Annotated in this window: 17 protein-coding genes; 11 read left to right on the top strand and 6 right to left on the bottom strand. The window is 66.5% G+C overall.

The window, feature by feature from the left end; genetic code table 11:
* The first annotated feature begins 123 nt into the window (after nucleotides 1-123).
* Together A6M56_RS08470 and A6M56_RS08465 are read left to right on the top strand one after the other, a co-directional pair.
* Nucleotides 124-468 (top strand): ArsR/SmtB family transcription factor, encoded by a 345-nt coding sequence (locus A6M56_RS08470; RefSeq protein WP_102079177.1) that lies wholly within the window; start codon nucleotides 124-126, stop codon nucleotides 466-468.
* Nucleotides 458-976: an SRPBCC family protein gene (locus tag A6M56_RS08465; RefSeq protein WP_102079176.1), complete on the top strand. Its 519-nt coding sequence runs from the start codon at nucleotides 458-460 to the stop codon at nucleotides 974-976. Before A6M56_RS08470 ends, A6M56_RS08465 begins: the two co-directional genes overlap by 11 nt.
* Before the next feature lie 68 nt (nucleotides 977-1,044).
* Here A6M56_RS08465 and A6M56_RS08460 read toward each other — a convergent pair whose 3' ends face one another.
* Both A6M56_RS08460 and A6M56_RS08455 read right to left on the bottom strand, forming a co-directional pair.
* Nucleotides 1,045-1,422, bottom strand: a complete 378-nt coding sequence (locus A6M56_RS08460; protein ID WP_062738600.1) for a cupredoxin domain-containing protein — start codon at nucleotides 1,420-1,422, stop codon at nucleotides 1,045-1,047.
* 1 nt (nucleotide 1,423) lies between these two features.
* Nucleotides 1,424-2,383, bottom strand: coding sequence for a metallophosphoesterase family protein (locus tag A6M56_RS08455; RefSeq protein ID WP_102079175.1), 960 nt, complete (start codon nucleotides 2,381-2,383; stop codon nucleotides 1,424-1,426).
* A gap of 180 nt (nucleotides 2,384-2,563) precedes the next feature.
* Here A6M56_RS08455 and A6M56_RS08450 point away from each other — a divergent pair, with 180 nt between their 5' ends.
* On the top strand, nucleotides 2,564-3,193 hold the full coding sequence (locus tag A6M56_RS08450) for an RNA polymerase sigma factor (RefSeq protein ID WP_102079174.1): 630 nt from the start codon (nucleotides 2,564-2,566) through the stop codon (nucleotides 3,191-3,193).
* Nucleotides 3,183-3,998, top strand: coding sequence for an anti-sigma factor family protein (locus A6M56_RS08445; RefSeq protein WP_062738603.1), 816 nt, complete (start codon nucleotides 3,183-3,185; stop codon nucleotides 3,996-3,998). Before A6M56_RS08450 ends, A6M56_RS08445 begins: the two co-directional genes overlap by 11 nt.
* Before the next feature lie 24 nt (nucleotides 3,999-4,022).
* Here the strand turns inward: A6M56_RS08445 and A6M56_RS08440 are convergent, their stop codons facing one another.
* The 4 genes from A6M56_RS08440 to A6M56_RS08425 form a co-directional block, all read right to left on the bottom strand.
* Nucleotides 4,023-4,157: a hypothetical protein gene (locus tag A6M56_RS08440; protein WP_045219183.1), complete on the bottom strand. Its 135-nt coding sequence runs from the start codon at nucleotides 4,155-4,157 to the stop codon at nucleotides 4,023-4,025.
* 42 nt (nucleotides 4,158-4,199) lie between these two features.
* Complete coding sequence (locus A6M56_RS08435; RefSeq protein ID WP_045219185.1) at nucleotides 4,200-4,592, bottom strand: tautomerase family protein; 393 nt, start codon at nucleotides 4,590-4,592, stop codon at nucleotides 4,200-4,202.
* A gap of 52 nt (nucleotides 4,593-4,644) precedes the next feature.
* Nucleotides 4,645-5,061 (bottom strand): MarR family winged helix-turn-helix transcriptional regulator, encoded by a 417-nt coding sequence (locus tag A6M56_RS08430; RefSeq protein WP_102079451.1) that lies wholly within the window; start codon nucleotides 5,059-5,061, stop codon nucleotides 4,645-4,647.
* A gap of 159 nt (nucleotides 5,062-5,220) precedes the next feature.
* A complete protein-coding gene (locus A6M56_RS08425) occupies nucleotides 5,221-5,904 on the bottom strand; it encodes a DUF2076 domain-containing protein (protein ID WP_045220364.1) in 684 nt (227 codons plus the stop codon).
* A 185-nt stretch (nucleotides 5,905-6,089) separates the two neighbouring features.
* On the opposite strand from A6M56_RS08425, the gene A6M56_RS08420 reads away from it, so the two are divergent.
* From A6M56_RS08420 to A6M56_RS08390, 7 genes are read left to right on the top strand one after another with little or no spacing between them, the layout of a single operon-like run.
* The gene (locus A6M56_RS08420) at nucleotides 6,090-8,453 is read left to right on the top strand and encodes a bifunctional salicylyl-CoA 5-hydroxylase/oxidoreductase (protein WP_102079173.1); all 2,364 of its coding nucleotides are present in this window, start codon (nucleotides 6,090-6,092) and stop codon (nucleotides 8,451-8,453) included.
* 1 nt (nucleotide 8,454) lies between these two features.
* Nucleotides 8,455-9,237 (top strand): SDR family NAD(P)-dependent oxidoreductase, encoded by a 783-nt coding sequence (locus A6M56_RS08415; RefSeq protein ID WP_102079172.1) that lies wholly within the window; start codon nucleotides 8,455-8,457, stop codon nucleotides 9,235-9,237.
* Nucleotides 9,234-9,818: a MarR family winged helix-turn-helix transcriptional regulator gene (locus A6M56_RS08410; protein ID WP_045219190.1), complete on the top strand. Its 585-nt coding sequence runs from the start codon at nucleotides 9,234-9,236 to the stop codon at nucleotides 9,816-9,818. The genes A6M56_RS08415 and A6M56_RS08410 overlap by 4 nt, the downstream gene beginning before the upstream one ends.
* Nucleotides 9,819-9,835: 17 nt before the next feature.
* On the top strand, nucleotides 9,836-10,696 hold the full coding sequence (locus A6M56_RS08405) for an enoyl-CoA hydratase family protein (protein ID WP_102079171.1): 861 nt from the start codon (nucleotides 9,836-9,838) through the stop codon (nucleotides 10,694-10,696).
* A gap of 1 nt (nucleotide 10,697) precedes the next feature.
* Nucleotides 10,698-11,882 carry an acyl-CoA dehydrogenase family protein gene (locus A6M56_RS08400; RefSeq protein WP_102079170.1) on the top strand — a complete coding sequence of 395 codons (1,185 nt, stop codon included), beginning with the start codon at nucleotides 10,698-10,700 and terminating at the stop codon, nucleotides 11,880-11,882.
* 27 nt (nucleotides 11,883-11,909) lie between these two features.
* Nucleotides 11,910-13,526 carry an AMP-binding protein gene (locus A6M56_RS08395; protein ID WP_102079169.1) on the top strand — a complete coding sequence of 539 codons (1,617 nt, stop codon included), beginning with the start codon at nucleotides 11,910-11,912 and terminating at the stop codon, nucleotides 13,524-13,526.
* The gene (locus A6M56_RS08390) at nucleotides 13,523-13,951 is read left to right on the top strand and encodes an acyl-CoA thioesterase (protein WP_102079168.1); all 429 of its coding nucleotides are present in this window, start codon (nucleotides 13,523-13,525) and stop codon (nucleotides 13,949-13,951) included. The genes A6M56_RS08395 and A6M56_RS08390 overlap by 4 nt, the downstream gene beginning before the upstream one ends.

Here is a 13,951-nt window from a genome sequence, read left to right as displayed (position 1 = left end):
GCTGCCGGGGGGAAAGTCATCCTAGCATGGGTATGTGGACACTTTTGCGGACCAATGTCGCGCATCGGCACGCGTCGTTGAGCGCGCTTGCATCGACGGATTCTCAAGCGTATAGTTAGCCAAATGGATAACAATGGAATTGCGCTAGACGCGGTATTTCACGCGCTTTCGGACCCAACGCGCAGGGCGGTTATTCAACGGCTCGGCGAAGGGCCCGCGACGGTCAGTGAACTGGCAGGGCCATTCGACATGGCGCTGCCGTCGTTCATGAAGCACATGCGGGTGCTGGAAGGCGTCGGGCTGGTCCGCTCGGAAAAGAGCGGGCGAATCCGGACGTGCATGCTCGAGCGCCAGAAGCTGGCGGCCGCCGAGCGCTGGTTTGAGCAACAGCACGCGATCTGGGCGAGCAGGTACCGCAATCTGGACAACCTCTTAGAGAAACTCCAAGGAGAAGGCAGTGAAGGCTGATCTTCGGTTTGATTTCGTGGTCGACATGCAAAAGAGCAGCCTCACGGTGAGGCGAGAGTTCGCGGCGAAGCGCCAGCTTGTGTGGGATTGCCACACGAAGCGCGAACTGCTCGATCAGTGGTTTGCGCCCAAGCCGCTGACCACCAAGACCAAGCACATGGAATTCAAAGAGGGCGGCTACTGGCACTACGCCATGATCACCCCCGATGGACAGTCGTTCTGGAGCCGCCTGGACTATCAGAAGATCAAGCCGATCGACGGCTATTCGGCCCTTGATGCGTTTTCTGATGAAGCCGGCGCGGTGAATCCGGATCTGCCCCGCGCCCGCTGGGATGTCACCTTTGCCGATGCAGGCGAACGCACCCTCGTGACGACCGTGGTGTTGTACAACTCGCCGGAGGATGTGCAGAAGGTCATCGACATGGGGTTGAAGGACGGCATGACCTCCACCCTGGAGCGACTCGACGAACTGCTGCTGACCTTGGCCGAGGGCGACGCGCTGGCCTAAGACCGCGCTCGCAGATGAAAACGCCCCGACCTGTTCGGGGCGTTTTGCGTTGGGGACGGCGCTGCGCTTCAGGTGACGGTCAGCGTTCCATTCATCGTCTCGTGGCCCGAGCCGCAGAAGATGTCGCACAGGAAATCGAACGTGCCCGTCTTGTCGGGTGTGAGCGCCAGCCGCACGGTCTGCCCCGGCACCACATCGGCCCGTACGTTGAAATCCGGAATCGAAAAACCCATCAGGATGTCCTGCCCGGTCAGTTCGAACACCACGGGCACACCCCGCTTGAGCGTGATCTTGTCTGGCGTGAACGTGAACTTGCGCGCGTGCACGCGGATCACCGCCGGGCCCTCGCCGTGCGCAATGCAGGCGAGGGCCGCGCCGGCCGCGAGCACGGTGAACTGACGCAGCGCCAGGCGGCGCTTGGGGTTGTGTGCGATGAAGGCGCGCATGTCAGGTGGTCTCCGGGGCTTTGGTGGCGGTGGCTTCGCTGGTGGGTTGGATCGGCTGCTCGGCCAGCGCCCAGGTGGCGGCGTCCTGCTTGCCGTGCTCGGCGATGCTGCGCCAGCCCAGGCCGCGATACGGTGCGGCGGCATCCCAAGGGATCGGGTTGCGTTTGGCCTGCGAGCCCGGCGCGGGCGGTGCGGGCAGCGGGAACATCAGCGAGCGCGCCGAGTGATGCGCAATGTGCCCGGTCATGTGGTGATGCTCCTGGTGGATGTGGCCGTAGAACACCGTCACGTTGGGGTGCGGCATCAACAGGTCGATGACCTGCTGGCCATCGCGCGTGGCCCAGTCCCATTGCGGGTACAGATCGAACAGCGGCCGGTGCGTGAACACGACGATGGGCGTGTGCGCCGGCACGGAGCGCACATCTGCCGCCAGCCACGCGAGCTGTGCATCGCCCACGCGCGCGGACGGGTCCGACACGTTGTCGATGGCGATGAAGTGCACGCCCTTGTGATCGAACGAATAGTGCGTGCGGCCGAAGAGTTCGATATAGGCCTCGCCGTTGTCCAGCGAAGCATCGTGCTCGCCGGGCATGGTCCGGACCACGGGCACGTTGAGCCCCGCGGCCAGGTCGCGGAATTCGGCAAGACGCTTGCGGCGCTCCGCCGGGTCGTCGCTGATGTGCGTCAGGTCGCCCGTGAAGATGACGAAATCCGGCGCGGGCGAGAGCGCATTCACGGCGGCAATCGCCTTGGGCAGCGTGCCACGTGCATCGGGGTTGGGTGCGCCCTTGAAGCCCCAGTGCGTGTCGGATAGCTGCACGAAGTAGAAGTCTTCCGGCGCGCGGCCGTTTGCGTGCGCAGTGGCGGCCATGGCCTGCCAGCCGTGCAGGCCGGAGGCGTAGACCGCACCGCCCACTGCCGCGAGTTGCAGGAACTGGCGTCGTCCGGGTGATTGGCTCATGAGGGTCCCCTGGGTTGGATGGTCGAGCCGGCGCGGTGACGGGTGCGCCGGTCCTGCCTGTCATACCGGGGGCGGATGCGGCGTATTCCGCCAAACGCGCGTTTGCCGCGAAATTTCTCGGGTGCGGGAATAAACTGGTTTGCGCCTTGGTATACCCAGGTCAACTGCCCCCAGGCTGCCATGCCCGACCCTGCCCTCGCGCCGTCCGCCGACGCCCAGCGTTTTGCGCTGGCCGTGCTGCCGCATGTCGATGCCGCCTACAACCTGGCGCGTTGGCTCGCCGGCAACACGCAGGACGCCGACGACATCGTCCAGGAAGCCTGCCTGCGCGCGTTCCGGCTGTTCGGCGGATTCCGCGGCGCAGACGGCCGTCCGTGGCTGCTCGCGATCGTGCGCAACACGTGGTACTCCGAATGCGCGCGCCGCAAGCAGGCGCCCGCCCAGCCCTGGGACGAGGCGTTCGATACCACCGACGACGACACCCCCGGCTACGGCATCGACCCGGCCGCGCTGCTCGCTCGCGTGGATGATGTGCGCCGCGTGCAGGCCGCGCTGGCACGGCTTCCCGTGCCGTATCGCGAGGTGATCGTGCTGCGCGAGCTGGAGGAGCTGCCCTATCGTGATATCGCGGTGATCATCGAGGCGCCGATCGGGACGGTCATGTCGCGGCTGGCCCGTGCGCGGCAGCAGCTCGCGCGCCTGTTGACCGAAGACGGCGCGCCGCCGCGCACGAACGTGACGCCCATCCGCGCAACGGCGGGCAGCGGCAATCCCCCCAAGGGCACCAAGGAGGCCCGCCATGACCTGTGACGACATCCGCGCCCTGCTTGCTGCGCGCGCCGATGGCGAACTCGCTGCGGCCGACAGCCTGCGCATGGATGCGCACCTTGCCGCCTGCGCCGGCTGCGCGGAGGCGGCCGCGCGCCATGACGCCACCGTGGATGCGTTGCGCCAAGGTTTGCGCGCGCCGGCGCTGTATGCGAGGGCGCCGGCCGACCTGGCCGCCCGCGTGCGGTCCGCCGTGCAAGCGGAGGCGGGCGCGCAACCGGCCTCACCGTCGGCGGCGCGCCGCAGCGCAGGCTCGGCGTGGAAACGCTTGACCGGCTGGCTGGTGGCGCCCGGCACCGGCGTGGGCTGGGGTTTGAGCGCCGGCGCCGTTGCCGCCATGGCGCTTGGCGTGGGCGTACTCGTTGGCCGCCCCGACACCTCGGCGCTGACCGCCCGCGATATCACGGCCAGCCATGTACGGGCGCTGCTGGGCGCGCGCGAGACCGACGTCGTGTCGTCGGATCGCCATACCGTCAAGCCGTGGTTCAACGGCCGCATCGATTACGCGCCGCCGGTCGTGGATCTGGCCGCGCGCGGGTTTCCGCTGGTCGGGGGGCGGCTCGATTATGTGGACGGCCACCCGGTGGCGGTGCTCGTCTATCGCGCGGCCCAGCATCCGGTCGACCTGTACGTGCGGCCCGAAAGCGGCACCGACACGGCGCCCGTCCTGCGCACCGAGCGCGGCTACCAGTTGCTGCACTGGCGCCGTGCCGGTATGGGTTACTGGGCCATCACCGACGCCTCTGCCGATGTGGTGGAAGCCTTTGCCAACGCCCTGCGAGATTGAACCGCACGCGCATGGGCGCGAGGTTCAGGGCCGCAGCAGATCGAACCCGGCCAGCAGCACAATGCCTGCCAGGGCCATGGACGCCAGCGAGTGCTGGCCGAAATACAGCAACGCGGCGGCCAGCCAGCTGGCCGCAAAGAATGCACCCATGCGGTTCATGATTTGCCCATGAAGTTTGGCCTGCCGTGCTGCGCGCCCACCTCACGCGTGCTGAAAGCGGTACTCCTGCGTCTTGCCGCCATAGCCGTAAGCCGCGGCCCGGACGTCCTGTATATAGATATAGGACTCCTCGTGCAGATTGCCGAGCAGTGCTGAGAAGGCCTCGAACGCCTCGGCGATGTACTGCGCCTTCTCTGCCTTGGTGTTGGTTTCGTCCGTCACCTTGATGTCGAAATAGACGCTGTTCTTGCCCTGCGCAGCCAACGTTTGCCCGCCGACGACCCAGTCCGCCGGGTCGATGTAGTCGATGGCGATGGCCGTCACCTTCGGGTCTTTACCGAGGATGCGCGAGGTGAGTTCGAGCAGCGTGGACGCGATCTTCTGCGTCATCTCGGCAGAACGCTGGGCACTGACTTTGACGTTGAGGATCGGCATGATGATTCTCCTTGTTAATTAGCAATGCAACTATATGTACCAAAAAAAACGCTCAGGTCAGGGTCGAGCGCACACCCCGGATCTTCGTCACCGTATCGGTGAACTCGGCGGTGCCCAGCACACGCTTCAACCGTGCCGTGACGGCGCCGCTCGCTTCATTGAGCGCGGCCCCGATCTTCACCGCTTCGCGCGTCGGAAAGATGGCAGTCTCGCGGCCATCGGCTTCCGTCTTGCGGCGCTCGATCAAACCCTTGGCTGCCAGCCCATCCAGCGCGCGGGTCGCCGTGGGCCGCGTGATGGACATGGCTGCCGAAAGCTCGCTCTGCAGCATGCCTGGGCGGTCGACGATCGCGCGGAGCATGAAGCCCTGCGGAGGCGTCAGGCCGAACGGCGCAAAGGCGTCTGCCCAGACGCGGTCGAGCTTGCGTGCCAGGGCGGTGGTGTTGAAGTACAGGCAGTGGTCGAACATGGTGAGTTGCATGTTAGACGGTGATGGTTAGATATGCAACTTGTTTTTTCCAGGTGCCATGTCGAAGCTGTGTTGCCGCGGAAAGCTGGCGAGAAAGGCGCCCCAAGTTGGGAACTTCCCTTCTCGGGGCGCGATATCGGGTGGGGCTCGGCCTGGGGGCTAGATCAGCGTCGAATCGTCGTCGGAATAGTCGCTGCCGACCAGGTCGCTGTCGTCGAGCAGGCCGAGGCTGTCGTCGCGCGAGGCCGTGGTGGTGGTGCCGGCGCTGTCCCCGTCGAAATAGTTGTTGATCACGGTTTCGGTGGGACCGCCCATCAGCGGCTGCTGGCCAAGGAAGCCGCCACCCCCGTTGTTGTGGTGCAGCAGGTTTTCAATCCCCTGGAACAGGAGCGCGCCGCCGGCCACGCCGGCCGCCGTGGTGGCGATGCTGCCAAGCGTGCTGCCGAGGCCGCCGCTCAAGAACCCTGGGCGCGCGGGCTGGGCCTGGGCCGCTTGCGGTTGAGGCGGCATGGGCGCTGGGGCGGCCTGCTGCGGTGCGTATCCCGGGGTGGGCGCCGCGCCTGCGGTGTGGTTGCCCCAGTTGTTGGCCGGGTCCATGAACGCTGTGCTGCGGCCGGCCTGCGCCGCCTGCAGCTGATTCTGCAGAGCGGCAATCTGCGAGCGCGCTGCGGCCAGCGCCTGGTCGAGCAGCATCGCGCGCTGCACGAGCAGGTACGCGGCGTCGGGCTGCTGGGCAACGGCTTGCGTGATGCGCGCTTCGGCGTGCGGGTCCTTCGCCTCGGCGCGCGCCTGGACGAGCTGGGCAAGGAAGGTGTCCAGGGCTTGCATCTCTTGCGGTGTCATGAGGGTGCCTTCGAACTGGTATGTGACGAGCCCACTCTAGAAAGCCAAACTTAAGCCAGTATTAAGAACGACGTGCCGCATCGCGCATGTGCTGCTGCATCGCCTGCCTTCGGACATTCCCTGAAATTACTTTACAACTAAACTATTCATGACTAAGGTACTACCGCATTGAACGCGGAGCCGTCATGAAGATCGTCTGTATTGGTGGTGGGCCGGCTGGCCTCTACTTCGCCCTGCTCATGAAGCTGCAGGATCCGTCACACGACATCACCGTGGTCGAGCGCAACCGGCCGTATGACACCTTCGGCTGGGGCGTGGTGTTCTCTGACCAGACGCTGGGCAACCTGCAGCGCGCCGACGCCAAGAGCGCCGCGCAGATCCTCGATGCCTTCAACCACTGGGACGACATTGAAGTCCACATCCGCGGCCAGGTGGTGCGTTCGGGCGGCCACGGCTTCTGCGGCATCGGGCGCAAGCGCCTGCTGAACATCCTGCAGGCGCGCTGCGAGGAAGAGGGCGTCAGGCTGGTCTTTGAAACCGACGTGCAAGATGACACCGCGTACGCCGATGCCGACCTCATCATCGCAAGCGACGGCCTGAACAGCCGCATCCGCACCAAGTACGCCGCCACGTATCAACCCGATATCGACACGCGCCGCTGCCGCTTTGTGTGGCTGGGCACGCACAAACTGTTCGAGGCGTTCACGTTTGCATTCGAAGAGACCGAGCACGGCTGGTTTCAGGCGCATGCCTACCGCTTCGATGACAACACCTCCACCTTCATCGTGGAGACGCCCGAAGAGGTCTGGCGCAAGGTCGGGCTCGACACGATGGAGAAGGAAGAGGCCATCGCCTTCTGCGAGCGCCTGTTCGCCAGGCACCTCGACGGCAACCCGCTGATCTCCAACGCGGCGCACCTGCGCGGTTCGGCACAGTGGATCCGGTTTCCGCGCGTGGTGTGCCGGCACTGGGTGCATGCCAATGCCAATGGCACGCCGGTGGTGCTGATGGGCGACGCGGCGCACACGGCACACTTCTCGATCGGCTCGGGCACCAAGCTGGCGCTGGAAGATGCGATCGAACTCGCACGCAGCATCGGCGAGCACCCGGGCGACCTTCGCGGCGCGCTGGAACACTACGAAGCCGTGCGCAGCGTGGAAGTGCTGCGTATCCAGAACGCGGCGCGCAACTCGACCGAGTGGTTCGAGAACGTCGCCCGCTATACGAGCCTGCCGACCGAGCAGTTTGCGTATTCGCTGCTCACGCGCAGCCAGCGCATCAGCCACGAAAACCTGCGCCAGCGCGACAAGCGCTATCTCGAACAGTTTGAAGACTGGATTGCCGAGCAGGCAGGTGTCCGGCGCGGGCCGCAGCACGGCCCGGTGCCGCCGATGTTCACGCCGTTCACCGTGCGGGGTGTCACGCTCAAGAACCGCGTGGTGGTGTCGCCCATGGCGCAGTACTCGTGTGTCGACGGCCAGCCGGCGGACTACCACCTTGTGCATCTCGGCGCGCGTGCGATGGGCGGTGCTGGCCTCGTCATGGCCGAGATGACATGCGTGTCGCCCGATGCACGCATCACGCCGGGCTGCCCGGGCCTGTGGAACACGGCGCAGCGCGACGGCTGGGCGCGCATCGTCGAGTTCGTGCACGCCAACACCGACGCGAAGCTCGGCATCCAGCTGGGCCACGCCGGCGCCAAAGGCTCGACCCGTGTGGCGTGGGAGGGCATCGATCTGCCGCTGGACGAAGGGCAGAACTGGCCGCTCATCTCGGCATCGCCGCAGCAGTACCTGGACGGCGTGAGCCAGTGGTCGCGCGCCATGACGCGCGACGACATGGACCGCGTGCGTGATGATTTCGTCCGTTCGGCGCGGCTGGCGGCGCAGGCGGGTTTCGACTGGCTCGAGCTGCACTGCGCACACGGCTATCTGCTGTCGTCGTTTATCTCCCCGCTGACGAACCAGCGCAATGACGAATACGGCGGTTCACAGGAGAACCGGCTGCGCTTCCCGCTGGAAGTGTTCCACGCGGTGCGCGAGGTGTGGCCGAAGAACAAGCCGATGTCGGTGCGCATCTCGGCGCACGACTGGGTGGAGGGCGGCATCACGCCGGACGATGCGGTGGAAATTGCGCGCGTCTTCAAGGCCGCAGGCGCGGACATGATCGATTGCTCGTCGGGCCAGGTCAGCAAGAAGGAGCAGCCCGTGTACGGCCGCATGTTCCAGACGCCGTTTGCCGACCGCGTTCGCAACGAGGCCGGCATCGCCACGATTGCCGTGGGCGCGATCTCCGAGGCAGACCACGTCAACAGCATCATCGCGGCGGGCCGTGCCGACCTGTGCGCCGTGGCGCGCCCGCACTTGGCCAATCCGGCCTGGACGCTGAACGAAGCTGCGCGCATCGGCTACCTCGACATGCCGTGGCCCAAGCAATATCGCGCAGGCAAGCTGCAGCTGGAGCGCAACCTGGAGCGCGAGCGCGCGATGGCGGCGCAGGCGGCGGGGCTGTCGCCGCTGGAGCAGGCCAACCGCATGCAGGGGGTTTGAGATGGCGACACCTGCAATGCTCAGCGGGCACCACGCCGTTGTTACCGGCGCGGGGCGCGGAATCGGCGCGGCGATTGCCGCGCAACTCGCGGCGCATGGCGCCACGCTCACGCTGATGGGCCGCAACGCCGATGTGCTGCACGCCACCGCCAAGACGTTGCCCGACAGCGCCCGCGCACAAGTCGTGACGTGCGACGTGACCGACGAGGCGAATGTGTCAGCCGCATTCGAATCCGCGCGCGTGGGGCTCGGCCCCATCTCCATTCTTGTCAACAACGCGGGCCAGGCGGAGAGCGCACCGTTTGCCAAGACCACGCTCGATCAATGGCAGCGCATGCTGGCCGTCAACCTGACGGGCACGTTCCTGTGCACGCAGGCGGCGCTGGCCGATGTGCAAGCCTCGGGCCGCGGCCGCATTGTCAACATTGCCAGCACGGCGGGGCAACGCGGTTATCCGTATGTGTCGGCGTATGTGGCGGCCAAGCATGGGGTGATCGGGCTCACGCGCTCGCTGGCGCTGGAGCTTGCGGCGCGCGGCGTCACCGTCAACGCAGTCTGCCCCGGCTATACGGAAACCGACATCGTGCGTGAGAGCATCGACCGCATCGTTGCCCGCACCGGCCGCAGCGCGGAAGAAGCGCGGGCCGAGCTGGTGAAGGGCAACCCGCAGGGTCGGTTGATCGCGCCCGACGAAGTGGCGAACGCCGTGGTGTGGCTGTGCTCCGAAGGCGCGTCGTCAATCACGGGGCAGGCCATCTCGGTATCCGGCGGGGAGGTGATGTGAGCACCGAACGCACCCGGCGCAAAACCGCACTCGCCACGCGCGCCTCAGGCCACCACGCCGTCGTGCATGCGCTGGGCGATGAACGTATCGGCCTGGAAGCCCGCGCGCATGTGGACGACCACATAGACGTCAAGATCTGGCTGCGCTTGTTGGCGTGCAGCACGCAGATCGAACAGCAGATCCGCCAGCGCCTGCGCACGCGCTTCAACACCACGCTGCCGCGCTTCGACTATCTGGCGCAACTCGATCGCCACCCGGACGGGCTGCGCATGAACGTGCTGTCGCGCTACCTGATGGTGACCGGCGGCAACGTCACCGGCCTGACCGACCAGCTGGAGAAGGAAGGGCTTGTCAAACGCGAGGCGGATCCGGATGATCGCCGGTCCTTTCGCGTGCTGCTGACGGATGCCGGCCGCCGCCACTTTGCCGAGATGGCCGCCGAACACGAACGCTGGCTGATCGAAATGTTCGACGGCCTTGGCATGGCCAACAAAGACGCGCTCTATGCGCAGCTCGGCCACCTGCGTGTCCACCTCGCGCAGCGCGAGCAAGAGCTGGACGCCCGCGAAGATCAACCTTGAACGAACCCGACCCAACCATGACCGACCCGAATCACCATGTGGACCCGGCCCTGCTGGCCGGCAACCGCCGACCGCTGGCGGGCTATCAAGCCAAGCACTTTCTGTGGACCGTGGAAGGCGGCGTTGCCACCATCACGCTCAACCGGCCCGAGCGCAAGAACCCGCTCACGTTCGATTCGTATGCCGAGCTGCGTGACCTGTTTCATCAGCTCAAATGGGCGGATGACGTCAAGGCCATCGTGCTGGCCGGCGCGGGCGACAACTTCTGCTCCGGCGGCGATGTGCACGAGATCATCGGCCCGCTGGTGCAACTGAAGGCGCCCGAGCTGCTGATGTTCACGCGCATGACGGGCGAGTTGGTGAAGACGATGCGCGCGTGCCCGCAGCCGATCGTCGCTGCAGTTGACGGCGTGTGCGCCGGCGCGGGCGCCATCCTGGCGATGTCTTCCGACCTGCGCCTGGGCACGGCGCGCAGCAAGACGGCGTTCCTCTTCAACCGCGTTGGCCTGGCCGGCTGCGACATGGGCGCCTGCGCGATCCTGCCGCGCATCATCGGGCAGGGCCGCGCGAGCGAACTGCTCTACACCGGCCGCTCGATGAGCGGCGAAGAAGGCGAGCGCTGGGGCTTCTTCAACCGCCTGTGCGAACCGGCCGAAGTGCTGAGTCAAGCGCAAGCCCTGGCGGCCGACCTGGCCGCCGGCCCGACCTTTGCCAACGGCATCACCAAGACGATGCTGCACCAGGAATGGACGATGACGATCGAGCAGGCCATCGAGGCGGAGGCGCAGGCGCAGGCCATCTGCATGCTGACCGAAGACTTCTCGCGCGCGTACCACGCCTTTGTCGCCAAGCAGAAACCGGTGTTCGAGGGGAACTGAGATGAGCGACAAAGACCATCTGCAATGGCCCTTCTTTGACGACAAACACCGCCAGCTCGAAGCTGAACTCGACGCCTGGGCCACGAAGCACATTCCGCACGACCACGGCCCCGATGTGGATGCCGAGTGCCGCGCGCTGGTCAAGTCGCTCGGCCAGGCCGGCTGGCTGCGCCACGCCGTGGGCGGCACCGCGCAAGGCGGCGCGGCCGAGACCATCGACACGCGCGCCATCTGCCTGATCCGAGAGACGCTGGCGCGGCATTCCGGCTTGGCCGACTTTGCGTTTGCGATGCAGGGGCTGGGCTCCGGCGCCATCTCGTTGCACGGCACGCCGGAGCAGCGCGAACGCTATCTGACGAAGGTCGCGCGCGGCGAGGCTATCGCTGCATTTGCGCTGTCCGAACCCGACGCCGGCTCCGATGTGGCCGCCATGGCCTGCGCCGCGCGTGAAGACGGCACCCACTATGTGCTCGACGGCGAGAAGACGTGGATTTCCAACGGCGGCATCGCAGACTTCTACGTCGTGTTTGCCCGCACCGGCGAGGCGCCGGGCTCGCGCGGCATCAGCGCGTTCATCGTCGAAGCCGGTACGCCGGGCTTTGAGATTGCGGAGCGCATCGACGTGATTGCGCCGCACCCGCTGGCGCGCCTGCGCTTTATCAACTGCCGCATTCCGGCCAGCCAGCGCGTGGGCGCGGCAGGCGAGGGCTTCAAGGTGGCGATGCGAACGCTCGATGTGTTCCGCACGTCGGTGGCGGCAGCCGCGCTGGGTTTTGCGCGCCGCGCGCTGGACGAAGCGCTGGCGCGCGCCACCACCCGCAAGATGTTCAGCGGCGTGCTGGCCGATTTCCAGCTCACGCAGGCCAAGCTTGCGCAGATGGCCACCGCCATCGACAGCGCCGCGCTGTTGACGTACCGCGCCGCATGGCAGCGCGACCAGGGCCGCAACGTGACGCGCGAGGCTGCCATGGCCAAGTTGACCGCTACCGAGAACGCGCAGCAGGTGATCGACGCCGCCGTGCAGATGTGGGGCGGCCTGGGCGTGGTGAGCGAGCAGCCGGTGGAGCGCCTGTACCGCGAGATCCGCTCGCTGCGGATCTACGAAGGTGCGACCGAAGTGCAGCAGCTCATCATCGCGCGCGAGCTTCTGCGTACCGCCACGCCTTCCCAGCCCGCAGCGCACTGACACGTTTATCGAGACGGAGAGCTCGCCATGCCCAGCGCCCATATCGACACCTTCGCCCGCGATCGCCTGCCTCCGGTGGAGCTGCAGCCGGTGTATCGCTTCGACCTGCCGGCATTGCAGTTTCCGGCGCAGCTGAACTGCGCGACGGAGCTGCTGGACCGTCGTGTGGCGGCGGGGGAGGGCGATCGCCTGTGCATCCAGGCGCCGGGCATCCGCTGGACGTATGCAGACCTGCAGGAGCACGCCAACCGCATCGCGAACGTGCTGGTCAATGAGATGGGCGTTGTGCCGGGCAACCGCGTGCTGATGCGCTCGCCCAACAGCCCGATGCTGGCCGCGTGCTGGTTTGCGGTGATGAAGGTGGGCGCGATTGCCGTCACCACCATGCCGCTGCTGCGCGCCAAGGAGCTGGGGCAGATCATCGGCAAAGGCGAGATCGGCTTTGCGCTCTGCGATGCGCGCCTGATTGACGAGCTCAATGACGCCGTTGCGCAGGCCGCCAAGCCGGTCCAGGTGATGCGCTTTCACGATGACACGCCCGAGGGACTGGAAGCGGCCATGGCACGCCAGCCGGCCACGTTCGTCAACGTCGATACGGCGGCGGACGACACGTGCCTGCTCGCCTTCACGTCCGGCACCACCGGCGTGCCCAAGGCGACGATGCACTTTCACCGCGACATCATGGCCATCTGCGCGTGCTGGCCGCCCCATGTGCTCAAGCCGCGGGCCGATGACATCTTCATCGGCAGCCCGCCGATGGCGTTTACGTTTGGCCTTGGCGGCCTGCTGCTGTTTCCGATGAGCGTGGGGGCATCGACGGTGCTGCTGGAGAAGGCGTCGCCGAACGATCTCGTGGACGGCATCCGCACATTCGGCGCGACGGTGCTGTTCACCGCGCCCACCACGTACCGCAACATCGCAGCGCGCGGAGACGAGTTGCGCGCCACGCCGCTGCGCCGCTGTGTGTCGGCGGGCGAAGCGCTGCCGGTGGCCACGCGCACACTGTGGAAGAACGCCACCGGCATCGAGCTGATCGACGGCATCGGCGCGACGGAGATGCTGCACATCTTCATCTCCGCCGCCGATGCCGACGTGCGCCCGGGCGCCACCGGCAAGGCCGTTCCCGGCTATGTCGCCCGCGTGGTGGATGACGCAGGCAACCCCGTGCCGCCCGGCACCGTCGGCCGGCTGGCCGTCCAGGGCCCGACCGGTTGCCGCTACCTGGCCGATGATCGCCAGCGCGCCTACGTGCGCAACGGCTGGAACCTCACGGGCGATGCCTACGTGATGGATGAGGAAGGCTACTTCCACTACCACTCGCGCACCGATGACATGATCATCTCGTCGGGTTACAACATCGCCGCGCCCGAGGTGGAAGACGCGCTGATGCAGCATCCGGCCGTGGCCGAGTGCGGCGTGATCGGCGTGCCCGATGAAGAGCGCGGCCAGATCGTCAAGGCCTTCGTGGTGCTGCATCCCGGCCACGCGCCCGGTCCGGAAATGGTGAAGGCGCTGCAGGATTTCGTGAAACAGACGGTGGCGCCGTACAAGTACCCGCGCGCCATCGAGTTCTGCGCGAGCCTGCCGCGCAGTGAAGTCGGCAAGCTGCTGCGCTATCGCCTGCGGGAGCACAACGCGGCATGAGCTACCACTTCGAGCGCGCCACGCGCATCCGCTTCGCCCACTGCGACCCGGCGGGCATCGTCTACTTTCCGCAGTACCTGGTGCTGTTCAACGGCCTGGTCGAAGACTGGTTCACCGATGGGCTGGGCATTTCGTATGCGCAGATGCTCGGCCCGCGCCGCATCGGCCTGCCCATCGTCAAACTGCATTGCGAGTTCAGCGCCATCAGCCGCATGGGCGACGACGTGCAGTTCAAGCTGAAGCTGGAGCGGCTCGGCAATGCGTCGCTCACGTTGGGCCTGGATTGCTGGGCTGGCGACGAACAGCGCGTGCGCTCGCAGCAGGTGCTGGTATTTACCGATCTCAATACGCATCGCGCGATTGCCGTGCCGCCCGATGTGCGGCAGGCGATCGAGGCAAGCGTCCCACACTGGAACATCGAATAA

It is taken from the genome of Ralstonia sp. RL, assembly GCF_001683835.1.
Lineage (GTDB): Bacteria > Pseudomonadota > Gammaproteobacteria > Burkholderiales > Burkholderiaceae > Ralstonia > Ralstonia mannitolilytica.
The sequence above is the reverse complement of the archived record's forward strand: the minus strand, read 5'-3'. Positions and strand labels throughout refer to the sequence as shown.